Origin of the sequence: Methylobacterium currus (genome assembly GCF_003058325.1) — a bacterium.
GTDB classification, from domain to species: domain Bacteria; phylum Pseudomonadota; class Alphaproteobacteria; order Rhizobiales; family Beijerinckiaceae; genus Methylobacterium; species Methylobacterium currus.
This window is the reverse complement of record NZ_CP028843.1, coordinates 4,869,502-4,893,207: the sequence shown is the minus strand read 5'-3', so window position 1 is coordinate 4,893,207 and position 23,706 is coordinate 4,869,502. Positions and strand designations below refer to the sequence as shown.

The 23,706-nt window shown below is 71.4% G+C and carries 26 protein-coding genes, 1 tRNA gene and 1 pseudogene; 15 read left to right on the top strand and 13 right to left on the bottom strand.

Annotated features, from left to right (window positions below; translation table 11 throughout):
• Nucleotides 1-251: 251 nt before the first annotated feature.
• Nucleotides 252-1,184, top strand: a complete 933-nt coding sequence (locus DA075_RS22690; protein WP_174800109.1) for a hypothetical protein — start codon at nt 252-254, stop codon at nt 1,182-1,184.
• A gap of 17 nt (nt 1,185-1,201) precedes the next feature.
• Here the strand turns inward: DA075_RS22690 and DA075_RS22685 are convergent, their stop codons facing one another.
• The 5 genes from DA075_RS22685 to DA075_RS22665 form a co-directional block, all read right to left on the bottom strand.
• The gene (locus DA075_RS22685) at nt 1,202-2,971 is read right to left on the bottom strand and encodes a sensor histidine kinase (RefSeq protein WP_099955148.1); all 1,770 of its coding nucleotides are present in this window, start codon (nt 2,969-2,971) and stop codon (nt 1,202-1,204) included.
• 210 nt (nt 2,972-3,181) lie between these two features.
• On the bottom strand, nt 3,182-3,502 hold the full coding sequence (locus tag DA075_RS22680; RefSeq protein ID WP_123834401.1) for a hypothetical protein: 321 nt from the start codon (nt 3,500-3,502) through the stop codon (nt 3,182-3,184).
• A gap of 154 nt (nt 3,503-3,656) precedes the next feature.
• On the bottom strand, nt 3,657-4,358 hold the full coding sequence (trmB, locus tag DA075_RS22675) for a tRNA (guanine(46)-N(7))-methyltransferase TrmB (RefSeq protein WP_099955146.1): 702 nt from the start codon (nt 4,356-4,358) through the stop codon (nt 3,657-3,659).
• 58 nt (nt 4,359-4,416) lie between these two features.
• The gene (gene metK, locus DA075_RS22670) at nt 4,417-5,595 is read right to left on the bottom strand and encodes a methionine adenosyltransferase (RefSeq protein ID WP_099955145.1); all 1,179 of its coding nucleotides are present in this window, start codon (nt 5,593-5,595) and stop codon (nt 4,417-4,419) included.
• A 97-nt stretch (nt 5,596-5,692) separates the two neighbouring features.
• Nucleotides 5,693-6,259, bottom strand: a complete 567-nt coding sequence (locus tag DA075_RS22665; protein WP_232387415.1) for a helix-turn-helix domain-containing protein — start codon at nt 6,257-6,259, stop codon at nt 5,693-5,695.
• A gap of 539 nt (nt 6,260-6,798) precedes the next feature.
• On the opposite strand from DA075_RS22665, the gene DA075_RS22660 reads away from it, so the two are divergent.
• Nucleotides 6,799-7,278: an MgtC/SapB family protein gene (locus tag DA075_RS22660; protein ID WP_099955143.1), complete on the top strand. Its 480-nt coding sequence runs from the start codon at nt 6,799-6,801 to the stop codon at nt 7,276-7,278.
• A gap of 23 nt (nt 7,279-7,301) precedes the next feature.
• Here the strand turns inward: DA075_RS22660 and DA075_RS22655 are convergent, their stop codons facing one another.
• Both DA075_RS22655 and DA075_RS22650 read right to left on the bottom strand, forming a co-directional pair.
• On the bottom strand, nt 7,302-7,550 hold the full coding sequence (locus DA075_RS22655; RefSeq protein ID WP_099955142.1) for a DUF6894 family protein: 249 nt from the start codon (nt 7,548-7,550) through the stop codon (nt 7,302-7,304).
• A 216-nt stretch (nt 7,551-7,766) separates the two neighbouring features.
• On the bottom strand, nt 7,767-8,042 hold the full coding sequence (locus DA075_RS22650; protein WP_099955141.1) for a hypothetical protein: 276 nt from the start codon (nt 8,040-8,042) through the stop codon (nt 7,767-7,769).
• Nucleotides 8,043-8,462: 420 nt separating this feature from the next.
• Here DA075_RS22650 and DA075_RS36730 point away from each other — a divergent pair, with 420 nt between their 5' ends.
• Nucleotides 8,463-8,609, top strand: a complete 147-nt coding sequence (locus tag DA075_RS36730; RefSeq protein ID WP_164712456.1) for a hypothetical protein — start codon at nt 8,463-8,465, stop codon at nt 8,607-8,609.
• A 279-nt stretch (nt 8,610-8,888) separates the two neighbouring features.
• Nucleotides 8,889-9,272: a hypothetical protein gene (locus DA075_RS22645; RefSeq protein WP_244936288.1), complete on the top strand. Its 384-nt coding sequence runs from the start codon at nt 8,889-8,891 to the stop codon at nt 9,270-9,272.
• 769 nt (nt 9,273-10,041) lie between these two features.
• On the opposite strand, the gene DA075_RS22640 is transcribed toward DA075_RS22645, so the two are convergent.
• A complete protein-coding gene (locus tag DA075_RS22640) occupies nt 10,042-10,305 on the bottom strand; it encodes a hypothetical protein (RefSeq protein WP_099955140.1) in 264 nt (87 codons plus the stop codon).
• A gap of 1,112 nt (nt 10,306-11,417) precedes the next feature.
• Here DA075_RS22640 and DA075_RS22635 point away from each other — a divergent pair.
• The 5 genes from DA075_RS22635 (at nt 11,418) to DA075_RS22615 (ending at nt 15,237) form a co-directional block, all read left to right on the top strand.
• Nucleotides 11,418-12,215 (top strand): thermonuclease family protein, encoded by a 798-nt coding sequence (locus tag DA075_RS22635; protein WP_099955139.1) that lies wholly within the window; start codon nt 11,418-11,420, stop codon nt 12,213-12,215.
• A gap of 5 nt (nt 12,216-12,220) precedes the next feature.
• Complete coding sequence (locus DA075_RS22630) at nt 12,221-13,735, top strand: M48 family metalloprotease (RefSeq protein WP_099955138.1); 1,515 nt, start codon at nt 12,221-12,223, stop codon at nt 13,733-13,735.
• A gap of 71 nt (nt 13,736-13,806) precedes the next feature.
• Nucleotides 13,807-13,880, top strand: a tRNA-Gly gene (locus tag DA075_RS22625).
• A gap of 462 nt (nt 13,881-14,342) precedes the next feature.
• The gene (locus tag DA075_RS22620; RefSeq protein ID WP_099955137.1) at nt 14,343-14,810 is read left to right on the top strand and encodes a cupin domain-containing protein; all 468 of its coding nucleotides are present in this window, start codon (nt 14,343-14,345) and stop codon (nt 14,808-14,810) included.
• Nucleotides 14,811-14,850: 40 nt separating this feature from the next.
• The gene (locus DA075_RS22615) at nt 14,851-15,237 is read left to right on the top strand and encodes a RidA family protein (protein WP_099955136.1); all 387 of its coding nucleotides are present in this window, start codon (nt 14,851-14,853) and stop codon (nt 15,235-15,237) included.
• Nucleotides 15,238-15,283: 46 nt separating this feature from the next.
• Here the strand turns inward: DA075_RS22615 and DA075_RS22610 are convergent, their stop codons facing one another.
• On the bottom strand, nt 15,284-15,688 hold the full coding sequence (locus DA075_RS22610; protein WP_099955135.1) for a DUF4345 domain-containing protein: 405 nt from the start codon (nt 15,686-15,688) through the stop codon (nt 15,284-15,286).
• 65 nt (nt 15,689-15,753) lie between these two features.
• Nucleotides 15,754-16,212: a MaoC family dehydratase gene (locus tag DA075_RS22605; RefSeq protein ID WP_099955134.1), complete on the bottom strand. Its 459-nt coding sequence runs from the start codon at nt 16,210-16,212 to the stop codon at nt 15,754-15,756.
• 145 nt (nt 16,213-16,357) lie between these two features.
• Between DA075_RS22605 and DA075_RS22600 the strand changes: the two are divergent.
• The 3 genes and pseudogenes from DA075_RS22600 to DA075_RS36720 all read left to right on the top strand — a co-directional run bounded on the left by DA075_RS22600 (nt 16,358) and on the right by DA075_RS36720 (nt 18,107).
• Nucleotides 16,358-17,355, top strand: a pseudogene (locus tag DA075_RS22600) (inositol-3-phosphate synthase).
• A gap of 319 nt (nt 17,356-17,674) precedes the next feature.
• A complete protein-coding gene (locus tag DA075_RS36725) occupies nt 17,675-17,821 on the top strand; it encodes a hypothetical protein (protein WP_164712454.1) in 147 nt (48 codons plus the stop codon).
• Nucleotides 17,822-17,969: 148 nt separating this feature from the next.
• Nucleotides 17,970-18,107, top strand: coding sequence for a hypothetical protein (locus DA075_RS36720; protein ID WP_164712452.1), 138 nt, complete (start codon nt 17,970-17,972; stop codon nt 18,105-18,107).
• A 62-nt stretch (nt 18,108-18,169) separates the two neighbouring features.
• On the opposite strand, the gene DA075_RS22595 is transcribed toward DA075_RS36720, so the two are convergent.
• Together DA075_RS22595 and DA075_RS22590 are read right to left on the bottom strand one after the other, a co-directional pair.
• Nucleotides 18,170-18,595 carry a hypothetical protein gene (locus DA075_RS22595; protein WP_174800108.1) on the bottom strand — a complete coding sequence of 142 codons (426 nt, stop codon included), beginning with the start codon at nt 18,593-18,595 and terminating at the stop codon, nt 18,170-18,172.
• Nucleotides 18,596-18,605: 10 nt separating this feature from the next.
• Nucleotides 18,606-19,934, bottom strand: a complete 1,329-nt coding sequence (locus DA075_RS22590) for an FAD-dependent oxidoreductase (RefSeq protein WP_123834397.1) — start codon at nt 19,932-19,934, stop codon at nt 18,606-18,608.
• On the opposite strand from DA075_RS22590, the gene DA075_RS22585 reads away from it, so the two are divergent.
• The 3 genes from DA075_RS22585 to DA075_RS22575 all read left to right on the top strand — a co-directional run bounded on the left by DA075_RS22585 (nt 19,907) and on the right by DA075_RS22575 (nt 22,298).
• On the top strand, nt 19,907-20,719 hold the full coding sequence (locus DA075_RS22585) for an AraC family transcriptional regulator (protein ID WP_099955132.1): 813 nt from the start codon (nt 19,907-19,909) through the stop codon (nt 20,717-20,719). The genes DA075_RS22590 and DA075_RS22585 overlap by 28 nt on opposite strands.
• A gap of 171 nt (nt 20,720-20,890) precedes the next feature.
• Entirely contained in the window at nt 20,891-21,415 is a 525-nt protein-coding gene (locus DA075_RS22580) for a GNAT family N-acetyltransferase (protein WP_164712554.1), read from the top strand.
• 130 nt (nt 21,416-21,545) lie between these two features.
• Nucleotides 21,546-22,298, top strand: a complete 753-nt coding sequence (locus DA075_RS22575) for a class I SAM-dependent methyltransferase (RefSeq protein WP_244936286.1) — start codon at nt 21,546-21,548, stop codon at nt 22,296-22,298.
• Nucleotides 22,299-22,338: 40 nt separating this feature from the next.
• Here the strand turns inward: DA075_RS22575 and DA075_RS22570 are convergent, their stop codons facing one another.
• On the bottom strand, nt 22,339-23,637 hold the full coding sequence (locus DA075_RS22570) for an MFS transporter (RefSeq protein ID WP_099955129.1): 1,299 nt from the start codon (nt 23,635-23,637) through the stop codon (nt 22,339-22,341).
• Between the last annotated feature and the right edge of the window lie 69 nt (nt 23,638-23,706).

The following is a 23,706-nucleotide window of genomic DNA, read 5'->3' as shown; positions in this document are numbered from 1 at the left end:
GCTTGCCGCGGCGAGACCCGAGGGGCGCCGCCGCGGCACCCGCGTCTACCTAAGTCGGCCGCCCGCCGGCGGCAACGCCGTCAGCCCACCGCGGCGCCGGCATCCCGGGCTTTGGCACATCTTCAAGCGCGGCGATTTTGCAAAAGCGGGCGCTGCCCCTAAATCTGGGCCGTAGCGGGCGGGGCGGTGGCCCCGGACCGCCCGTTCGGCTGCCCCATCAGCCCGCTTCCTGTCGCCAGCCCGAGAGTCCGATGATCGTCGCGTTGACCGTGCTTGCCCTCCTGATGCTGATCGGCGGCGTCGCCGCGATGGTGCAGGGCATCCCCTTCGTGCGGCTCGAGGTCGGCTGGACCATGGTGATCGCCGGCACCGTCGGGGCGAGCGGCGGCGCGATGCTGCTCGGGATCACCGCCGCGGTCGCGCGGCTCGCGCGCATCGAGCGCGCCCTCACCGAGCGCGCCCCGGCGGCGCGCGGCGTCGCCGAGCAAACCTTCGTCGATCCCGCTCCGGCCGAGGTCGGCGCGGCACCGGTCCGGGCGAGCCGCAGCGAGCCGGTCATGCCGCCCATCCTGCCGCCGATCGCATTCCCGCCCGCACCCGAGCCCCGCCCGGCCGGGCCGACAGGCTTCGACGGCGGCGCGGCACTGGCGGCCGGCACGACCGTCGCGGCGGCCGGGCTGGCCGCGAGCGAGCTGCGCCTGACCCGCGCGGAGGACCGGGACCTGCCGGCGAAGGGGCCAGAAGCCAGCCGGCATGAGCCGATGCCGCAAGAGCCGATCTCGCAGGAGCCCCTCTCGCAGGAGCCTCTGCTGCACGAGCCCGCGCATCACGAGCCGCTGCCACTGCCCGCGGAGGACCCCCGGTCCGACGCCGGCGGGATGCACGACGCGGCGGCGCCGCCACCTCCTCCTGCCCCTCCGGCCCCTGAGCCGGCGCCCCCGATGCCCGAGCCCGTCGCCGAGGCACCTCGTCCGGAGGAACCTCCTCACGAGGAGCTTCCCCTCGAGGAGCCGCCCGGCAAGACGGTGATCGGCACCTACGATTCCGGCGGCAACACCTACACGATGTATGCCGACGGCACGATCGACGCCGAGACCCCGGCCGGGCGCTTCCATTTCGCATCGATCGAGGAGCTGAAGGCGTTTCGCGGCGCCGGCGGCGAGGGGGCCGCCCGCGGCGCCTGACCGGCCGGACGGGTCCTCTACAGGGCCGCCAGGGGGTTGAGCGCGGCGTTGCGCGCCGGCAGCGGCGCCAGCATAGTCAGGGCGAGGCCGCCGGGCGCGTAGTCGGTGGCGACCTCGGCCTGGACCTGGGTCGTCAGCACCCGCTGCAGCAGGCGCGAGCCGAAGCCCTGGCGGGTCGGCGGCGCCACCGCCGGACCCCCGGATTCCTGCCAGTGGAAACGCAGGCGCGGCCGGTCCGCGCCGGGCTCGACGCTCCAGCGGATCCGCACCCGGCCGGCGCGATTCGAGAGCGCGCCGTACTTGGCGGCATTGGTGGTCAGTTCGTGGATCGCCATGCCGATCGGCACGGCGATCTCGGAGGGCAGGTCGACGGCCGGCCCGTCGAGTTCCACCCGCCCGCCGGTGCCGGGCCGCATCTCGCCGTCGGCATAGGGGCGCAGCTCGTTCTCCAGGAGGCTGTGGAGGGAAGCGGTCTGCCACACGTCCTCGGTCAGCACCGAGTGGGTGTGGGCGAGCGACATGATGCGGCCGACGAAGGCCTCGTAGAAGCTGTCGATGCTCGACGCCGTGCGGGCGGTGGAGCCGACGATGGCCTGCACCGTCGCCAGGGTGTTCTTGACCCGGTGGTGCAGCTCGCGGATCAGCAGCGACTGCCGCTCCTCGGCCAGCCGCCGGTCGGTGATGTCGGCGACGACGCCGATCAGGCGCCGCGGCAGGCCGGCCGGCCCGTCGCGCTCGAATCGGCCCGCCATCTCGATCGTGCGCCAAGTCTCGCCGCCGTCCCCCTCCGGCCGGCGGATGCGCGTCGTCGCGTGGAGCACGCCGTCGCCGTGGAGCGCCTGGGCGACGGCGCGGCGGAAGGATACCTTGTCCTCCGGGTGGACCACCGTGCGGAAGAACTCGCGCATGCTGATGGTGCCATCCTGCGGCCTGCGGCCGAAGATCTCCCACATGCGCTCGTTCTCCCAGAGCGACTGGTCGTCGAGCACGTGCCACTCGAAGATCCCGAGGGCCGCCACCGTGGTCGCGACCCGCAGCCGCTGCTCGCGGTCATGCAGGGCGCGCCGCGCCTCCTCCCGGGCGGTCACGTCCTGCAGCACGCCGACCATGCCGGCGAGCATCCCGTCGGGTGACAGGGTCGCCTGGCCGCGGGCGGAGATCCAGGCCTCCTGCCCGTCGCCGGCGCGGCGAAAGCGCATCTCGACCGCGTAGGGGATCGCCTTGGCGACGGCGTCCTGCACCGTGGCTCGGACCCGGTCGAGGTCGTCGCGGCCGACCGCATCCTGCAGGTCTCTCCAGGTCGGCGTCGCCCTGGCCGGATAGCCCAGGATCGCGGCGGCGCGGTCCGACAGGGTGACGCGACCGTCCGCCGGATTCCAGCTCCACTCGCCGAGGCCGGCGGAGGCGAGCGCCAGATGGGTCTGCTCCGCCCGGGCCGCGGCGGTTCCGTCCGCCACGGCCTCGGCCGCGACGATCCGGTACCCGTCCCGCTCCGGTCCGGTCCGGAGCCGTACCCGCACGGCCGACCCGTCGGCCCGGCGCCACCACACCTCGCCGGCGAGGCCGTGGCCGGTTCCGGGCCCCTGCGGGTGGTCGAGTTCGGCGAGCCGGCGGCCGGCCAGGGCACCCGGATCCGTGCCCAGCAGCGCGGCGAGGGCCGGGTTGGCGGCGAGGATGCGCCCGTCCGGCCCGCTCAGGCAGGCGAGGCCGACCGGCGCGCCCTCGAAGGCGAAGCGGGGGAAGAGTTCATCCGGCAGGCCGGGGGCGGCGTCGGGCCTCTGGTCCAAGGCGGCGCAATCCTGGTGAACGGCGTGACGGAGGCGGGGCGCCCCCGCTTCCCCGCGCGGCGTCCCGGGCCGACATGCCCCGCCCGGCCCGGCTTGGCGGTTTCGCGGCGGAAACCATGCCCCTCCGCGCGTCCGGCGGCAAGGTCGGCCGTCCGCGCCCTCCGCGCGGTGCGCCGGAGCACGCTTCGGTGCCGGGACACCGTGCCCGCGTCAGCGGGCCGGCATGTAGCGGATCGCCGCGAGCAAGATACCGACAGGGGCCGCCAGCATGGCGCCGAGCTTGATCGTCATCCGCTGCTCGAGGAGCTTCATATCCGATCGGGCGGACGCGAATTCGGTCGTCATTTCCTGCCGGACAGAGGCGAACTCGGTCTTCGTCTCCGACCGGACCGCAGCGAACTCGTTCCGGGCTTCGACCTTGAAAGCCGTCGACTCTGCCCGGACGGCCGCGAACTCGGCCTTCACCGAGCCTTCGAGGCTTTGTAGGTCCGCCCGGGTCGGCAGGCCACCCTGGACCGACTCGGCGAACACCTCGGACAGCCCCTCCACTGCCCGGCGGAAAGGTGAGCCCGCTCCCGGATTGCGCGGGCGGATTTCCGGGTGTCGGAGGCGACGGCAGTCATCGGCCCGGAGCCTAGCACGGGCCGGGATGACGCAACAGGAGCCCCACTTGTCCTATGCGGCCTTACACCCGCTCGAAGGTCAGGTAGGTGGGCTTTCGCCCCTCCGCCGTGGTCTTGGCCTCGTAGCGGGTGCCCGGCCATTCCGGCCAAGGCGTGGTCCAGTCGGCGCTGTGGGTGGCGGTCCAGCGCAGGGCGGGGCAGCTTGCGGCGCGGACCAGGGTCCAGCCGACGTAATCGTCGATGTCGGAGGCGAAGCGGAACTCGCCGCCGGGCTTCAGGACCCGGGCGATCTCGCGCAACGACTCGTCCGAGACGAAGCGGCGCTTGCGCTGCCGGCGCTTCGGCCACGGATCGGGATAGAGCAGGAAGACGCGCCCGATGCTCGCATCGGGCAGACGCGGCAGCAATTCCATCGCATCCCGGTCCCAGAGACGGACGGTGTCGATCGCCTCGTCGTCGAGGGTGCGCAACAGCTTCACCACGCCGTTGACGAAAGGCTCGCAGCCGATGATGCCGGTGCCGGGATTGAGCCGGGCCTGCGCGGCGAGGTGCTCGCCGCCGCCGAAGCCGATCTCGAGCCAGGCCTCGGAGACCGGGCGCGGAAACACGGCTGCGGGGTCGAGGGGGCCGCTCTCGGGCAGGCGCAGGCGGGGCAGGAGGGCGGCCAGGCGCTCCGCCTGGCCGGGACGCAGGCGCTTGCCCTTGCGCCGGCCGTAGAAGGCGCGGCTGCGCTCGAGCCCGTCGTCGGTGTCGTGGTCGTCCATGGTGTCCCGGTGCCGAGGTAGGGGCGTGTCGACGCCCCGTTAGCACCGGGGCGCCGGATCAGGCCAGGGCGCTCTTGAGCTGGCCGATGAGGTCGGTCCGCTCCCACGAGAAGCCGCCATCCGCGTCCGGCTCGCGGCCGAAATGGCCGTAGGCCGAGGTGCGGGCGTAGATCGGCTTGTTGAGGCCGAGATGGGTGCGGATGCCGCGGGGCGACAGGTCGACGAGCTGGCCCAGGACCGACTCGAGCTTCGCCTCGTCGACCTCGCCGGTGCCGTGCAGATCGACGTAGATCGACAGCGGCTTGGCGACGCCGATGGCGTAGGCGAGCTGGATCGTGGCCTTGCGGGCGAGGCCGGCGGCGACGACGTTCTTGGCGAGGTAGCGCGCCGCGTAGGCCGCCGAGCGGTCGACCTTGGTCGGGTCCTTGCCCGAGAAGGCGCCGCCACCATGCGGCGCCGCGCCGCCATAGGTGTCGACGATGATCTTGCGGCCGGTGAGGCCGCAATCGCCGTCCGGGCCGCCGATCACGAACTTCCCAGTCGGGTTGACGTGCCACACGGTCTGGTCGGTGACCCAGGACTCGGGCAGTGCCGCGCGGATATAGGGCTCAACGATCTCGCGCACGGCGCCTGAGTCGAGCGACTCGTCGAGGTGCTGGGTCGAGAGCACGATCTGGGTCGCCTCGACCGGGCGGCCGTCGGCGTAGCGCACGGTGACCTGGCTTTTGGCGTCCGGGCCGAGCTTGGCCGCGGCGCCGTGCTTGCCCTTGCGGGCATCGGCCAGATCCTTGAGGATCTTGTGGGCGTAGTAGATCGGCGCCGGCATCAGGGCCGGGGTCTCGTCGGTCGCGTAACCGAACATGATCCCCTGGTCGCCCGCGCCCTCGTCCTTGTTGCCAGCGGCATCGACACCGACGGCGATGTCGGCGGACTGGGCGTGCAGGTGGATGGCGACGTCGTTGTTCTTCCAGTGGAAGCCGGCCTGCTCGTAGCCGATGTCCTTGACGGCCGCGCGGGTCAGCTCCTCGAGGTCCTTGAAGGTCACCGAGTCGGGGCCGCGCACCTCGCCCGCGATCACGATGCGGTTGGTGGTCGCCAGGGTCTCGACGCCGAGGCGGGCCTCCGGCATCACCGCCAGATAGGCATCGACCACGGTGTCGGAGATGCGGTCGCAGACCTTGTCCGGATGGCCCTCGGAGACCGACTCGCTGGTGAACAGGTAGTTGGAACGCGGCATAGTGTGCGAAGCCCCAGAGTTCTGGTCGAGCGCGGCGCACACGCCGATGAAGCCCGACACTTCGATCGCGGGGTTCTGACAGCCGGAATACCGAACGTCAATCCGGCGCGCCGGAGTCGTTCGCTTTATCGAACGTTTTCTGCCCGGAGAGCGCATGGTCGACGGCGCGCACGAGGCTGCCCAGGGCTTGGCGGCGATCCTCGTCGAGATGGGCGTCGGCAGCCCGCGCCACGGCCTCGGCGAAGCCGGTCCATCCCTCCAGGGCCTCCAGCCGCGCCTGCGGCCGGTCGCTGAGACCCGCCTGCGCCGTTTCGCGACCCGGCATGCTCTCGAAGAAATATCCGACCGGGACGCCGAGCACCCGCGCCAGGATGTCGAGATCGGTGGCGCTCAGGCGGTTGGCGCCCTTGAGATATTTGCCGAGCTGCGAGAGCGAGACCTCGAGCGGGGCGGCCAGCGCCTCCCGGCTCAGGCCGGCGCGCAGACGCCGCTCCTCGATCAGGCCGCCGATATGGACGTCGCGGTAATCCGCAGGTTTCCCGGCCATCTCCCGGCTCGCAGGTCTGCCCGCGCGTCGCGCCGCGGCATGGAAGGCGACGGGGTGATTGTTGATTCCTGATGATTGAAATCGCGTAAATGCCGGCGCTTTCGGCGAACGCTTCATTCGTCATAGCGGATGGCGGAGCGTGCGTCGGACCGTGCGGTGGGTGGGCAACGACCTCCCGTGCGGGCCCATGCCGGATCTCCGGCAGGCCGGGAAGGGCAGGAAGCACGCCTCCCGGAGCCGACCTGCCCGCCGATGCCGTGACTGCCGGACCCGCTCAGCCGCGGCCATGCCGTCGGCGATGCGGTGCTCTCAACGCGCTCGTACCCGTCGTCACGGTCCGGCTGCCCTCGCCGCGCGACCTGACGGCCCGGCTCGGCGGTAACGCCTTCGCGATCGTGCTCCGCCGTACGACGCTGTCCGAGGCGCCGTCCCTCGCCGAGCAGGTAGGAACTGCATCGCGCGAGGGCCGCCCGGACGGTGAGCCTCGGCGCGGCCGCGGGCCGGTCCGACGGTCGAACGCTCGCGGAAACGATGGCGCAGGCGGACGGCGCCCTCTACCGTGGCCAGGCGACGAGCCGGGACAGGGCCGCGTGAGGATCGTCATGGTGCATCCCGTTTTCCTTTCCGGCCCGGCCGCGGCGCGGCGGTTCTGAGCGATGCTCTCGACCACCGAGATCTGCCTGCGCCTCGGCGCCGCCGTGCTCGCCGGGGGGCTGGTCGGCATCAACCGCGAGATGCATTCGAAGCCCGTCGGCGTGCGGACCCTGGGCCTGGTGGCCCTCGGCGCGGCCCTGGTGACCCTGGCCGGATCCGGCGTCTCCGGCGACGGGAGCAATGCGGATGCGAATGCCAGCCGGGCGATCCAGGGCATCATTACGGGCATCGGCTTTCTCGGCGCCGGCGTGATCGTGAAGCGCGAGGGCGGCGGCCGGGTGCACGGCCTCACCACCGCGGCGGCGATCTGGGTGACCGCGGCGCTCGGCATCGTGTGCGGCGTCGGCGCCTATCGTCTGCTGGCGCTCGGCACCGGCTTCCTCCTGGCGACCCTCATGGTCGGCGGCATCGTCGACCGGCTCATCGAAGGGTGGCGGAGGCAGACGAAAAGCGGCAGAGGCGGGAATGACGGCCCCGCGTGAGGCCGGCGCGGCGCAGTGGCGATTCAGGGGCGCATCTGCCGTGGTTCCGGCGACATCGTCAGGATGAGGGAGGCCTCCAGCACGGGCCGGCCCGACGCGTCCCGCACGTCGGCACGGCAGCGCGCGGCCCCGCCGGTCCATCTCTCGGCATTCATCATCTCCGTGAGAACAGATCGGACATGATCGCGCGCCGCATCCAGATCCGGCAGCTCGATCCCTACGTCGTCGATGACGGCGATGCCATCGAACCTGTTGACGTAGTAGAGAGGCATTGGGTCAACCTTCCGCGGATGTTCGATAGGAGACACTACCGATCACCCTGGGAAAGGTTCCCGGCATCGCCGGGTGCGGTCCGGTTCGCCGGCCAAGAGGCTTCGCCGGACAGGAGGCTTCGCCGGACAGGAGGCCAGGATCGCGTGACGCCGCGCGCGGACGGTCCCCGGCGTCGCAGCGGCTCGGGCCCGACGCCCCGGGCTCCGGGCCGGCGATCACCCGCGCGGCTGCTGCAGGTTGCGGCTCAGGTCGATCAATTCCCGCTGGACCTGCCGGTCGACGTCGTTCGGGGCATCGCCGGTGATCGCCAGCACGATGCGCTCGCGGGCCGCGTCCAGGAAAGCCGTCGCCTCCTCGCGGTCGCCCCTGAGATACAGTGATCCGAGCGTCTTCTCCCGCCAGGCAACAGAGATGATGAACTCGCCCGGCGCGACTTCCTCCAGCGCGACCTGGAGCGGGGTTCCCTGTTGGGACGGGCCTTCGTGCGCCATGATACCGGGAGCGTTCAAGGTGAGAGCATCGACCGGGGCTGGTCGGACGTCGCAGCCCATAGCGTGAAATCGAAGGGCGGGGTACCGCGATATAACGGCCCGATCACCGGAAGTCCCGCGCGCACGACGCCGCGCGGCTCGGCCAGCCCCCCGCCCAAAAAGAAGCCGCCCTTACGAGCGGCTTCAGTCGGGAGGAAACGCCCTGTGAGGGCAGCAGCACCGCAGGAAAACCGCTGTGCTGCAATGCAACAAGTCGTGCTGCATCGCATCGTTCCGCGACGTGCGCTTCGGCCGGGAGGGAAACGGCGCGTTCCTGCCCCCTTGCGAACTCGAACCGGCACGGGGCGAGACCCCGTGCCATGAACGCGTGCCATGAACGCGTGGGGAGTATCGTGCGTTGAGCCGTGAGCGCCGCAGGAGATGCATCACGGTCCCACCCACTCCCAAGCCCGGGAGCGGCTCGCCACCGTGGCGGCTTCGGGCGATCTCGTCCTCGCGGTCGCCGTCGGCCTGATGGTATTCGGCCCCGTTCTGCTCGCGCAGGGCTTCGGGTCCCTGCGCAGTTGAAAGAGGCCGGCTCGGGCCGGGAGCAGCCCGGTCCGATCCCGCCGCGCCCGGCGCGCGCATTCCCGGGGAGGATCTGCGCCCGCGGCAGGAGCGCCTTCTGGACGAGGCGATCGAGAGGACCTTCCGGGCCAGGGATTCGTTTTCCCCGCACCGGCCCATCCGCGAGGATCCGACTGGTCCTCGTGCCGCAGGTTGCAGTCGGACCTGCCCCCGAACTTCGCTCCGCGACGAGCGTAGTACCGGAGACCTTCCCAATTCTCGCCCCTCTCGGAAGCCACGATGATGAGCTACGACACCGACGTTCCCCCGCACCTGTCGGCCCAGCGCGCCACGCCGCCGGCTCCGGTCGATGACCCGAAACCCAACACGGCGATGCTCAAGGGTGACATCGATTCCGGCCGCAGCGGCGACAAGGTCGAGGTGTTCGATCCCGGGATGGCAATGCTTGGGACTTGCGAGGAAGCGGGCGGCAATGCCCTCTCGCCGAAGGACATCGCCCGGGCCCGCTTCGCCGAGATCAAGGAACGGTGGCGCCTGTCCCCCCGCAAGCCGGGCTACGCGCACGATCACCTCGATCCGACGCTGGCCCTGTATGTCGGCTTCATCGGCGTCGCAGGTGTCGGTCTCTCGGCGGCGATCTGGCTCGTCCGGGCCGGTGTGTGACACGGCGCGGGGATGCGCCGGGCCTCACTCGACGGCGACCCGCCCCGAGGGGCGAGGCCGCCCGAGCGCGGGGTTAGACCGCGCCGCGAGGCTGGGCAGCGGAATCAGGCCCGCCGGAACGCCAGGGCCGCCCGTACCGGCGCGGCCACCAGATTGAACAGGGCACCGACCGTCAGGACGAGGACGACGGAGAGGAGAGCGCCGAAGATGCCGATGAAACGCATGGTGCCGCCTCGCTGAAGGATGTCTGGCCGCATCGTCGGCGGCCGGGTCAGCGGGCAGGAAGCGCCGCAAACAAGGCGGGAGTGAGGACTCGGGGTCACGCTCAAGCTTGAACCGCCCGATGCGCCGGGATCACCGGGCATGCGGATGCCCGTCTTCCGTGCCGGCGGAGTGGACGCTCGCCCGCGTGCAACGTCAGGCAATTGCGCCGCCTTCGCTTTGGGCAGGATCCGGAGAAGGCAGTTCCGAGGGGGGTGCCTTGACGCAGAACGCCCGCCGAAGGGTTAGGACCTTGGCGGGCGGGCTGTCTTGGGGATTGGGGAATCCGCTGCTGGCCTACGAACGTGCGGCCGGGACCGCGGGTTCCGGAGTGGTCCTGGAAAAGGCGCGACCAGCCTCGACCAACCCGACGCTCACGCCAGGGCGCGTGGGACCGCCCGCCCGGGCAGGACGCCGAGCGGCAGACCGTCGATCGATCGAGGGGAACCCCGGAGGCAGACGCGGCCCTGGCACGGGGGGAGGCCTGGAGGCCAGGGGCGGTGGCGGCCTACCTGCGCGGGGGCCGGATCTCGTCCCGCAGCCGCGTGAGTTCCTCGGCCACCTTCTCGCGCGTATCGCCTGGCTCCTCCCCGGTAACGGTCAGAATGATCCGGCGCCGAACGACTTCAAGACATTCATTCGCGTACTGCCGATCTCCTCTGAGATACAGGCTCGCGATTTTTCTATCCCTCAGTCTGACGACGACGAAGAATTCATCGAGCGCGATTTCCTCAAGATCAATGCGCAGCTGGTTTTCGCTATCCGGAGTCATTGCTGGTCGCTGCCTCGGCGTATGACTTCGGCCATACTCCAAATGCCCAGAGTCAGATACGGGCACTTGGGCGGGTCCACCGTTACGACTACCGAGGTGGAATCTGACGCCGTGCCGGCAGCGATGAGGCGGCAGCCCGGCACCCGGAGGGGGCGGAACGCGGGCGCTAGGCTGCCGCCAGCCGGGGCAGGCCGGAGCCTGCGGGCGTGCTTGCGGTCTAGCTCCGGGCGGCGCGTCCGGGATGTGCGGGGGCGCACGAAGGCCGGTGGCGGCGGCCCGACCTTGCGATGCTGCGGACGCGAACCACCCCAAGCGCGTTGTTCCGCGTCGCCCCTCGGAAATTCCGGATCGGCCGTTCGCGTCGATGTCCGCGACCAGGGGCAGGGCGGCGCCTCACCGCGAGGCCGGCCTCGCAAGGCCAACTTGGCGGGTGCCTCGCGGCTCGCCCGCTCGGTGTCCGACGAATCTGCCCCACAGCGGGGTGACGGAAGGCAGGCTTCGTCGGCTCCATAGATCAAGGTGCACCTTCCCGTTGGCCTTCCGGGTCTAGGAAGCATGAAGGAGCGTCGCTCGGGCGGGATGACGCAGCGGCATCAAGAGATCCATGCCCGTCCCGGCGACAGGACGCTCATCGGGACCACGGCCCGCCTGCACTGGCCGCTCGATGACCGGAAGGCCCTGATTCGAGCGGACCATCCGCCCCGGCAAGGGCTTAAGGATGCGTGGCGTCCCCGGCAGGGCTCGAACCTGCGACCCCAGGTTTCGTACCACTTCGGCTTTCGCCGCCGCCGCGAGGCGTTCGTGGTCTGGACTATCCCTTCACCGTAGCCTCGCAGGAAGCCTGCGAGAGCCCTTAGGTGCCGCCCGTCTAGTCTCTACACCTTCCCGGCTGGGAGCCGGGCTTGGCTCGGGATCGGCGTGAGGCCCTGAAGAGCTCGACGCTTTCCCCGACTTTGAGCGGATCCGCCGCGTGGTTTCCCGTCGCGACGCCCAATTCGGTTTAGGAAACCTGTGCTCTGTCCAGCTGAGCTACGGAGACCCACGGCGAGCCTCTTACCATCTCGGCCGCTTTCCGCCAACCTCGCCGATGGCGACTGGGCGAGGCTTCCACCATGAGAGGACGGATCGCGGCCTGCCTCGGCCTCGCGCTCCTCGCCGGGGCGGCGGAGGCGGCGAGCCCGCGCGGCCGCGAGCCGCCGGCCTGCCGGGGCCGAATCAGCGGGCAGGACCGGATCGAGGCAATCGCCGCGCGGGGCGACCTCGTCCTCGCCTCCGGGCGGCGGGCGCGCCTCGACGGCCTGCGCTGGCCCGACGAGCCGGCGGCGGCCGAGGCGGCGCGGGCCTGGCTCGCCGGGCTCGCCGGCCGGCCGCTCGCCACCCGCGAGGCGCCGGAGCCGGACCGCTGGGGCCGCATCACCCTGGACGCCGTCACCCTGGACGAGGAGCCGGTCGACCTCGCCGGCAGGCTGGTGGCGGCCGGGCTGGTCCAGGTCGATGCCGGGGAGGGCGACAGCCTGTGCCGGCCGGGCCTCCTGGCGCTGGAGGACGCGGCCCGGCGCGCCGGGCATGGGCTCTGGGCCGGGACGCCGCCAGTGCCGACGGAGGACGTGGCGCGCCTCAAGGAAAGAGTGGGCCGATTCGTGGTGGTGGAGGGACGGGTGCGCAACGTGGGCGAGCGCGAGCGCCGGACCTACCTCAACTTCGCCCCTTTCGGCACGGAAGGTGTTACGGTCACGGTGTCGAAACGCACTTGGCGGATCATGCTCGAACGTGGTTTCTCTTCCGTCGCGCTTCGGGGGCGGCGCGTGCGGGCTCGCGGCTTCGTCGAGCTGTGGCGCGGGCCGACCCTGGATATCGGCGCGGCCGAGATGATCGAGTTGCTGGACGAGGAGCAGGCGCCGCGGCGCTGATCGCCATGGGGTGGTCTTTCACGCGAACACAGCCGGCCGCGCGCGGGGCTTCCGTCCGGCCTGCGGCGGCCTTCCTGCCGGCGGCGGCTCTCGTGCCGGTCGCGGCTCTCGCCTTGCTCGTCGCCGCCTGCACGGCCGACCAGACCGGCGCGCTGGCGCCGGTGGCGGCCGTCGTGCCTCCGGAGGCGCCGCGCACCACCGGCCGCGACCGGCCGGCCAACGACGCCGACCACGCCAAGCTCGTCGCCTCGTTCGGCGGCGAGTACCGGGCCGCGTCGGCGCTCCGCCTCGTCAGCGACGTCACCGACCGCCTGGTGAAGGCGACCGAGCGCCCGGACGAGACCTACGCGGTGACGCTGCTCGATTCGCCCGTGGTGAACGCCTTCGCGCTGCCGACCGGCCGTCTCTACGTCACCCGCGGACTCCTGGCGCTCGCCGACGACACCTCGGAACTTGCCGCGGTGCTGGCGCACGAGATCGCCCACGTGACCTTGCGTCATGCCAGCGCCCGCACCGAGATGGCGCTCCGCTCCGAGCTCGTCAGCAAGGTCGTGGCCGACGTGCTGAACGACCCGGCGACCGGCGCCCTGCTCCAGGACCAGTCCCGCTTCGTGCTGGCCCGCTTCTCGCGCACGCAGGAATTCGAGGCCGATCAGACCGGAGTGCGCACGCTCGCCCGCGCCGGCTACGACCCGTTCGGCGCGGCGCGCTTCCTCACCGCGCTCAACCGCACCACGGCGCTGCGCGCCGGGGCCGGGCTCAATTCGGAGCCCGACATGCTGGCGACCCATCCGAGCACGCCCGAGCGCATCACCCAGGTGACGCAGGCGGCGCGCCGCATCGGCGCCCCCGGCCTCGGCGTCGACGACCGCAACCGCTACCTCGCGGCGATCGACGGCATCGCCTACGGCGACAATCCCGCTGACGGGCTGATCCGCGGCCGCCGCTTCATCCATCCCCGCCTCGGCGTCGCCTTCGAGGCGCCGGAGGGTTTTGGGCTCGACAACACCGCCCGTGCGGTGCTCGGCACCACCCCGGACGGCAACCGCCGCCTGCTGTTCGACGCCGTCGAGACCAATGCCGGCCAGGGCCTCGAGGAGGTGCTGAAGGCGACTTGGAACGACGCCATCGAGACCGGCAGCTTCGAGAATCGGATGCTGAACGGCTTTCCGGCGGTCACCGCGGTCTCGAAGGGCAAGGAGTGGTTCTTCCGCCTCGCTGCCGTGCGGGTCGGCACCAACACCTTCCGGATGATCATGGCGGCCAAGGGCACGACCGATCCGGAGCCCGCCTTCGGCCGCTGGCTCGCCAGCATCGCCCTGGTGACGCCCGAGGAGGCGCGCAGCCTCAAGCCGCTGCACATCCAGGTCGTGACCGCCGCCCCCGGCGACACCGCCGAGAGCCTGGCCCAGCGCATGACCGCGGTGGACCGGCCGCTCGAGCGCTTCCAGGTCCTCAACGGCCTCGACAGGGGCGTGGCCGTGCGGGCGGGCCAGCCCTACAAGCTGGTGGTGGAGTAGGCGGAGCCGGCCGATTCCCCCGGCCGCCCCGCTTCTCAACCCGGACCGACCGTGCTATCTGGGCAGCCGCCGCGGGTGTAGCTCAATGGTAGAGCAGCAGCCTTCCAAGCTGAATACGAGGGTTCGATTCCCTTCACCCGCTCCAATGCCTTTCCCTTGATCCTTCAGTCGGTTTTAGCCCCCTCTTCGCGCGGCGGATCGGGCGTGGAGAGGTCGGGATCAGCCACCGGCTCGCGCGTCTGGCAATCTTCTTCGTCCCGGCGAACGGCGGCCTCGTCTCGGCGCTATCGCCCGGAGCGATTCGCGCTGTCCGCCCTGTCGTCGACGCGGTGATCCATCGGCGCCCGCTGCGGCGTTCCTCCGAGGTGGGTGAGCACGCCACGGCGAAACGGGTCGGGATCCGTCGTGGTCCCGCCGCGACCGGCACAACGCCTGCCGCTGAGGCCGCGACGGGTTATCGTGCTCGGGGGCATGCCCGAGACCATGCGACAGCAGGCGATCACGCCCCGCCGGCCGAAAGCCGCCGAGGCACCCGGCGTGGTTGACGGTCTCGCGCCCTGACAGGACTGTGTTCCTGGCGATCCACCGCCCCGCATGGAGCCCCATCATGAACACGGCCCCCGAGCCCGGCACCGGCGTCACGATCGGCGGGATGCAGGTGCGCTACCTTGCCCGCAGCGACGCCACGGGCGACGCGATCGGCATCTACGCCATGACGCTGGCACCGCATTCGCCCGGCGCCGGGCTTCACCGCCATGCCCGGCTCACCGAGGCGTTCGAGGTGCACGAGGGGGCGCTCACCCTTCGGCTCGGCGACCGCGACGTGACGGCGGGGCCGGGCGATTTCGTCCTGGTACGCCCAGGCGAGCCGCACGCCTTCGCCAATCGCGGCGACGCGCCTTTGCGCTTCACCCTCACCTTCGCCCCGGCCTTGCACCGCGAGGGCTTCTTCGAGGGGCTGGCGGCGCTCGCCGCCGAGGACCGCCTGCGGGACGAGGGCGCCATGCGGGCCCTGATGGCGGCCTACGACCAGGAGCCGCTCGCCGGCTTCGCGGGCTGGAGCGAGGTCGGCTGACGCGTCATGCTCGCCCGGCGACGAATCGGGAGGGCAGGGGATGCGGCGGCGGATCGACGGCGGCTCGAGCTTCGAGCGTGACTACGGCTATTCCCGCGCGGTGGTGCAGAACGGCTTCGTGTTCGTGGCCGGCACCACCGGCTACGATTACGCGACGATGACGATGCCGGAGGAGGCCGGTGCCCAGGCCGAGGCGTGCTGGCGCACCATTGCGGGCGTGCTGGATCAGGCCGGCTCGTCGCTGGAGCACGTGGTGCGGACCACCTACTACGTGACCGACCGGGCGGATGCCGAGGCGGTGCTGACGGTCTGCGGCCGGGTGCTGCGGGAGATCCGCCCGGCCGCGACCCTGGTGGTGGTGGCAGGGTTGCTGCGGCCGGAGATGAAAGTGGAGATCGAGGTGACGGCGTTGCTGCCGAAGGGCTGAGGCCGAGACCGCGTCCGCTCGGCCGGTCCGTCGAAGGGGCGGGCGCCTACAGGACGGGCGCCCCCGCCCGGTTCGCCACCCGGATCTGCCACAGGCACAGGAGCGGTGTGACCACCAGTTCCATGCCGAGCGCCGCCAGCATCGTGAGCGACGGCACCCCGGTAAGCCATAGGCCCATGAGCCGGGCGAGGCCGCCGAGCACCACCACCATCGTCAGGAAGCGGAACAGCGACGTCTTGGTCTCGATCCCCGGGATCGTCGACCAGAAGAGCAGGCCGATCCCGAGCAGCAGGCCCGACAGGTAGCGGAAATGGCTGTCGGTCGAGACGTCGTAGGCGCCGCTGAGCCCGGCCTGGCCGAACAGCACGCCGTAGAGCCCGCCCAGCACCGGAACGAGCCCCGCCACCGCCACCACGCGCTGAAGGGCGCGCCGCTCCGTCTCGAAGGTCATTCCGGGCCCCTTGCCTCACGGCCTCGCTGCGTCTCTCACCGACAATCCGTCAGGACGCGCAGGGTTCACCAGTGGTGCAGCACCACCGCCTCGGCGAGGCAGGCCGGCTTCTCGGCGCCCTCGATCTCCACCGTCACGCCGTAGGTGGTGCGCAGGCCCCGGGGTGGCACGTCGAGGGCCGACGCCACCCGCACGCGGCCGCGCAGGCGGGAACCGACCACCACGGGTGCCGGGAAGCGCACCCGGTCGAGACCGTAATTCAAGCTCAGGCGCAGGCCCTCCAGGCGGCGCACCCCGGCGATGAAGCGCGGCACCAGCGACAGGGTCAGGTAGCCGTGCGCCACCGTGGCGCCGTAGGGCGATTCGCGTGCCGCCCGATCCGGGTCGACATGGATCCATTGATGGTCGTCCGTCGCCTCGGCGAAGCGGTCGATCATCGCCTGGTCGACGGTGACCCAGTCGCCGACCCCGATCTCCTGCCCGATCGCCGCCTTCAGGGCCTCCGGCCCGTCGAAGATCTCCATGCGGTCTCCTCCCGTGTCCGGTCCACCTTAAGGCTCCTTCGCCGGCACGGCCACGCTCGTTCGGGCATCGATACTCCGGCCGAGTGTTCTGCTTGGAAGATGAGCGTGTCGGTGGTGAGGAGTGCGGGCGGTGGGCCAGAAGAGCATGCGGGTCGCGATTTCAGGAAGCGGCAACTGCGCCTCCTCCTTCGTGCAGGGCCTGACCTATTACCGGGAGGCCGGCCCCGGAGTGGCGTGGGGGCCTGATGAGCCCCGATCTCGGCGGCCACCGGGTAGCGGGCGTGACCGTGGTGGCGGCCTTCGACGTCGCCGAGGTCAAGGTCGGCCGCGACCTCGCCGCGGCGATCGTCGCTCCGCCCACCACCACCCTTTTCGCGAAAGTTGCCCCGACCGGCGTCACGGTGGAGCGCGGCCCGGCCGGCGGACGTCGCGGCGGCCTTGCGGCGTGCGGGCGCCGAGGTGCTGGTCTCCTGCCGGTCGGCTCGCAAGCCGCCACGGACTTCTACGCGGAAGCCGCGCCGGCGGCGGGCTGTGCCTTCGTGAATTGCATCCCGGTCTTCATCGCCTCGCATCCGGTGTGGCGCCAGCGCTTCGCGAAAGCCGGGCTGCCGCTCATCGCCGACGACATCAAGAGCCAGGTCGGTGCCACCATCGTGCCCCGGGCGCTGGCCCATCTCTTCCGCGGGCGCGGCGTCAAGCTGGAGCGAACCTACCCGCCCAATTTCGGCGGCAACGCCGATTTTCGCGTCACGCTGGAGCGCGAGCGGCTCGAATCGACGAAGATCTCGAAGACGCAATCCGTGCAGAGCCAGCTCGAGACCGCCCTGCCGCCGGACGACATCCATGTCGGCCCGAGCGACTACGTGCCGTGGCTGAGCGACCGCAAATGGGCGCATATCCGGCTGGAGGGCACCGCCTTCGGCGGCGTGCCCCTGAACCTCGAAATGAAGCTCGAAGTATGGGACTCGCCGAACTCCGCCGGCATCGTCATCGATGCGCTGCGCCGCGCTGGCGCGGGACCGCGGCATCGGCTGGGCGCTGACCGGCCCCTCCGCCTGGCTGATGAAGTCGCCGCCGGAACAGTTCACCGACGAGGAGGCGCACCGGCGGATGCTGGTCTTCGTGGCGACGCAGGAGAGGTAGGATCTGGTTCGTTCGGCGTGACCGGACCGATCTGTGGCGTCAGGCACGGAATCATGATCCGCGATCCAGGCCTCCCGGCCTGCACCCCGCGTCCCGGAGGGCCCGGGAACCGGTCACGCAGGGGCGCGGTGAGCGCGGCTCGCGTGAGGTGATCGCACACCGCATGAGCAACGTCAGGCGACGACGCATCTTTGAGCGTCAGCCCATGAGCGGTTTCGCGCCTTTCTGCTGCGGCTGACAGCGTCGTGCTGTACCTTGAGGCAGGGACGCCGGCGCGAGACGGGCGCCGGAAGGATGCGGAGCCGGGAGAGAGACGATCATGCGCGACATCGCACGGGCGCAGGACGCGCCGCTGCCGCACGCCGAGAGCACCGCCTGGTGGGCCGCGATGCCCCTCGACCTCTGGGGCGTGGTGCTGGCGGTGATCGCCGCGGGCGGGCTGAAGCTCGCCGGGATTCTCCCTTAGGCGATCCTGCCTCGAGCCCTCCACGCCGTCGTCGCACTCTCGCCAAAGCCTCGGACCAGGTTTCCCTGCAAGAGTTTCGCAAGGAAGAGCCGGCACGATCCGTGCGTGGCTCGACCGCGAGGCGATTCGCACGCAGGAGGACGGTTCCATGCTGATGGCTTTCGTCGGACGCCTCACCCAGCGCTGGCGGGATCTCATCGCGGAGATCACGGATCCCTACCGCCCCGAATTGCACTACATGCGCGGCCCCGGCCCGCGCTGGCGCGAGCGGCACCCGGAGAGGTGAAGGCTCCGCTCTCTGGAGTGTGAATGGCTGCGACGGCCCTGGCGCTGTCGCCAAGACCGGGGTCATTCCGCGCCATCGAGAACCGTCGAACACTGACCGGACAGCAAACGATTCGCGAGGCTGCCTGCGTCTTCGTGGGTCGCGACGACGTCCATCCGCGTGCCGAAAGCCTTCGCGGTGAGGGCCGCCTGCGCCGCGAGGGCGACGCGCGCCACCGCATCGGGTTCGACCACGATCAGGGAGAGGCAGCTCCGGGCGAGCGCGTCCTTGTTGTGCTTGAGCCAGAGGCCGCGACGCTTGCGGTCCTCGTGCCTCTCCTCCGGCCGCCTTTCCGTGAACAGAAGGACGAAGTCCTGCCCCTGGGCAAGGAGGGCGTCCATCTCGGCGATCCAGGCGGCAGCGTAGCCCGGCCGCACCGCCTCCGGGCGCGCCCGCACGAGCGGGAAGCACGACATGTCGTGGATCGTGAAGGTGCGGTCGTCGAGCATGTCGATCTCCTCAGACAGTCGTGAGCAGGGTCGGGGCCGAGGTGAAGAGGGCGGCTGCCGCATCCGCCGAGGCCCGCACCGCCGCGGCCGCCCGCCGATGCAGGTCATCGGCATAGGTCGCGAGGGCCTCGGACAGCGCGGCCTCGCCCGAAGCGGCCTCACCCAACCTGGAGGCGAGATGCGCGGCATCCGCCAGCGCCGTGTTGGCGCCGAGGCCGCCCGCGGGACTCATGACGTGGATCGCATCGCCGAGGAACGTCACGTCCCTCGGCCAGGCGCCTGGGTCGATCGCCGCGGCGCTCCGGATCGGCAGGACCGCCAGCGACGCGGGCTCGGTCGGCCCGAGCAGGGACCGAAGATCGGGATGCCACGCCCGAACGAGGGCGTGCAGCCGTTCGGCGAGCAGCGCGCTGCCCGGGGGAGGCAGCACCTCCCCGAAGCCGATCGTCCCGCGCGGGCCGATGAACGCGGCGTAGAGGTAATCTCCGACCGGCGTGATCCCGGCTGCGGCCGTGCCGACCGGGGGCGGCCGAAATGTCATCGGATCGAGGATCGCCGCGAATCCGTCGGCGAAGATCACGGCAGGCCCGGCGAGGAGCGCGCGTGCGCGTGTGACGCCGGCATTCGCCGTTACGCGGCCGTAGAGGCAGACCGCGCCCGTATCGGCGGGCTCCGCGTCGGTCAGCGTCTGCCGACGCACCGCCGACCCGGCACCATCGGCCGCGACCAGCAAGTCGGTCCGAACGGCGCCCCCGTCCACGAACTGGACGCACAGGCCGCCGCCGGGGTCGGGCTCGCAACGCGCGAAGGCGTGACCGAAGCGGACGCGATCCTCCAGACCGGTGAGCAGGATCTCCCGCAGGGTGACGCGATGGACGCTGAGATCGCCCTCCGCCTCGAAGCGATCGGCCGCCGCGTCGTGCCATGTCGCGACGCTTCGCCCGCGAACGGGAGCAAGCTGCGGGTCGAGGAAGCGGCCGGGCGATCCGGCGGCCGCGCAGGTCTGATGGAAGAGCGCGGCGAGGTTCGACGGCAGGCAAGCGGCCAGCGCCTCGCGACCGACCCGGTCGATGCGGATGCGGTAGCCCTGAGGCCGGGCGGTGAGCGCAGGATCGCGCTCGTGGATGTCGAACGCGATGCCGCGCCGTCGCAACGCCTGACCGAGGCAGAGGCCGCCGAGTCCGGCCCCGATGATCGTGACGTGAAACGAACCCTGTCCCATTCCATTGCCCGCCCGCTCGTGGTCGACGGCGATCCTGGCAAGAACGGCGAACATGGCGGTAACCGCATCTGGTCGATAAATAGTGAGGGATGGCCAATCCCGACCCGCGCCGCGCATTGGATTGGAGCGAGTGCCCCGACGGGCCCGATCTCGTGGCGCTTTGGGCGAGCGATGATGCGGACAGCGAGTTCCGCCTCGGGACGCAGGAATTCGACTGGCACCGGCACGTGCGTGGCCAGATCCTGTGCGTCGAGAACGGGCTGGTCCACGTGCGCACGCAGGCCGGATCGTGGCTGCTGCCGCCGGGCCGGGCCGGGTGGCTGCCGCCGGGTGAGGCGCACTGGGTCAGCGTGAGCGGTGTCACCGCCGGCTGGAGCGTCCTGATCGCGCCCGGGGCCTGCGCCGCCTTGTCCGCCCGACCCCGCATCATGGCGGTCGACGGCGTGATGCGGGCGCTGGTGCAGCGCGCCGCCGCCTGGGTCGACCCGGCGCATCTCAGCGCCGAGCAGGTGCGGATCGCCGCCGTGCTCCTCGACGAGGTGCGCCGTGCGCCGGAGGAAGCGCTGCACCTGCCGATGCCGCGCGATCCGCGCCTGCTGCGGATCGTCGCCATCGTGCTCCGTGCGCCCGGCGCGCGCCACCCGCTGGCGACCATGGCGGGGGGCGCGGGGCTCTCGGAGCGCACGGCGCGGCGTCTCTTCCAGGCCGAAACCGGCATGAGCTTCGGTCGCTGGCGCCAGCAGGCCGGCCTCGTCCACGCCCTGGAGCGGCTCGCCCACGGCGTGTCGGTGACGGAGGTCTCCGACGCATTGGGCTATGCCCATCCGAGCAACTTCATCGCGAGTTTCAAGCGTGCCTTCGGCGAGCCGCCCGGCCGCTACTTCGCGAGCCGCAGGCCCTGACGCGACTTGCGCGTCGGGCCGCAGACCGCGAGCATGCCGCAGGTCCCTGGCCCGTATGGCGCGAGCGGCAACCGGAAAGGTATTCTCCCAATCGACTCAGCTCGGGCGTCGGCGGACCGCCGGCGGCCATGGAGCCGCTGGTCCCCGACCCCGACAATCTTGGTGTCGCTGATGCTCGGCCCGACCCTGGAGACACCCCGCCTCATCCTTCGTCCCCCGTCAGCCGACGACCTCGAACCGTGGCTCGCGATGATGGGCGACGCCGAGGCCAATTGCTTTCTCGGCGGACCGAAGCCGCGACCGGTCGCGTGGCGCAGCCTCGCGACCCATTGCGGCGCCTGGACCCTGCAAGGGTTCGGGAATTTCTCGATCATCGAAAAGGCATCGGGCCTTTGGGTCGGCCGTGCCGGGCCGTGGCAACCCGAGGGCTGGCCGGGGCGGGAGATAGGCTGGTCCCTGGCCCGCGCCTCGTGGGGCAAGGGCTACGCGACGGAAGCGGCACGGGCCTGCCTCGACTGGACGTTCGACCGTCTCGGATGGCGAAAGGTCGTCCGCATCATCGATCCGGCCAACACGGCATCGATCGCCGTAGCGACGCGATTGGGATCGACGCGGATCGGGCCGGGCTCCCTGCCTGCCCCGTTCGAGCCCGATGGGGTGGACGTCTACGGCCAGAGTCTCGCCCGACGGACATAGCGCGCCGTCCAGCCACCGCAGGCTCGCATCGACCGCGCTGCGCCCCCGCCGCGCGACGGGTCGCGCCGGCTTGCGCCCCGGCACCGATCGGGTCCAACTCGCCGCCCGTTCCGCGACCGGAGCCCAACTCGTGACTGCCCCGCAAGACGCCGCCCCGCAAGACCCTGCCCCGCAAGACCCCGCCCGGAAATTCGACGCCTCCCGCGCCGGGGAATACGAGCAGCAGAGCCGCATCGCGCTCGCCGGCTACGAGGCCTGCCACGAGCTCGCCGCCTGCATGCTGGCCGCGGCCCTCGGACCGGGCCGCGCGGCGCGGATCCTGGTGGCCGGCGCCGGCGGCGGCGCCCGGGAGATCGTCACCGCGGCGGCCCTGGAGCCGCGATGGCGCTTCACCGCGGTCGATCCGTCCGAGCCGATGCTGGCGCTCGCGGTCGCACGCCTGAAGGAGAAGGACCTCGACGAGCGGACGGAGGTTCTGCGCGGCACCGTCGCCGACCTGCCGGAGGACGAGGCCTTCGACGCCGCCACCCTGATCGGCGTCCTCCACCACTTGGCCGGCGACGAGGCCAAGCGGGCGATCCTGCGGGACATCGCCCGGCGCCTGGCGCCGGATGCGCCGCTGATCCTCGCCGGCAACCATCAGGCTTACGCGAACCAGCCGCTGCTCCTCGCCGCCTGGGGCGAGCGCTGGCGCCAGCAGGGCGCCGGGCCCGACGAGGTCGAGGCCAAGCGGGCCAAGATCCTGCAGGGGGCGGACCCGCCGCCTTCGGAGCAGGCGGTGGCCGACCTGCTGCGCGAGGGCGGCTTCGGACCGCCGCTGCGGTTCTTCTCCAGCCTGTTCTGGGGCGCCTGGATCGCTCGCCGGGCTCCGGACGCTCCTTGAGGGCCGGACCGCCCGGTGCCCGGGCGGTTCGCCGGTTCAGCTAAGAGGCCGGCACCGCCTCGGCCAGGGTCACCGGCCGGTCGGAGAGCCGGCTCGCGACCACGAGCCCGATCAGCGCCGAGGCCGCGATGATGAGGCCCGGCGCCGCCGCCCAGCCGGTGGCGCCGATCAGCGCATTGGCGGCGAGCGGCCCGAGGCCGCTGAGCAGCGTGAAGCCGATATTGAGCGAGAGCGCGACGCCGCTGAACCGCACCCGGGTCGGGAAGAGCCCGGCGAGCAGGAAGGCGAAGCTGCCATTGGCCCCGGCGACCGCCATGGTGAGGAGCGGCAGCACCACGAACAGGTTCGCGCCGCCCCGCGCCAGCACCTGGTAGACGGGGATCACCCCGATCAGGACGATGAGGGCCGAGGCCTGCATCAGGCGGCGCGGCGGCACCCGGTCGGCGAAGAAGGAGGCGAAGAGCAGCGAGGCCGACATGGCGAAGAGCGCCACGTTCATCGCCAGCGCCACCTCGCGGGGCGGATACTTCAGCACCTGGATCAGGTAGGCCGGCATGTGGGCGAACAGGATGCCGTTGAAGCCGGCGGTGAGCGCCACGACGCCGATGCCGAGCAGCACCGGGCCGCGATGATCGCGAAGAACCTCGCCGATCGGCCGGCGGGCGGCGCGGTGCTGGAGGCGCAGGAATTCGGGCGTCTCCTCCAGCGAGCGCCGCAGCACGAAGCTGACGAGCCCGACGACTCCGCCGAACAGGAAGGCGATGCGCCAGCCATACTCGGCCATGGCCGAGGGGGGCAGCCAGGATTGCAGGACGAGGTTGACGAGGGCCGCGAGCAGAACGCCGCCATTGACCAGGCAGAAGACGATGCCGCAGGCCAGCCCCGGCCGGCGCGAGGCAGTCTCGACCACGAATGTGATGGCGCCGGGCAATTCGCCGCCGATGCAGAGCCCCTGCACGAAGCGCAAGGTGACGAGGAGGAGCGTCGCCCAGACGCCCCACGTGGCGTAAGCCGGAACGAGGCCCATGCCGAGCGTGCAGGCCGACATGGTGAAGACAGTGACCACGAACACGGTCTTGCGGCCGTAGCGGTCGCCGAAATGGCTGAGCACCAGGCCGCCGAGGGGCCGGGCGAGGTAGCCGACCGCGAACACCGCCAGCGACAGGGTCAGGGCCGCGACGGGATCGCTCGCCGGGAAGAAGGCGGCGGCGATGTCCTTGGCGAAGATCCCGTAGACGATGAAGTCGTAATATTCGAGACCGCCGCCCAGGCTCGCGAGCAGCGTCATCTTCCACTGGCGGCGGGTGAGATCGCTCCCGCTGCTCACGTCAGGTGTCATCGTGGTGTCCTCCGGGGCCTTATCGTTCTTGTGCCCCGGAGCGCCCCATAAAGCGGTTCGGTCCGCTTC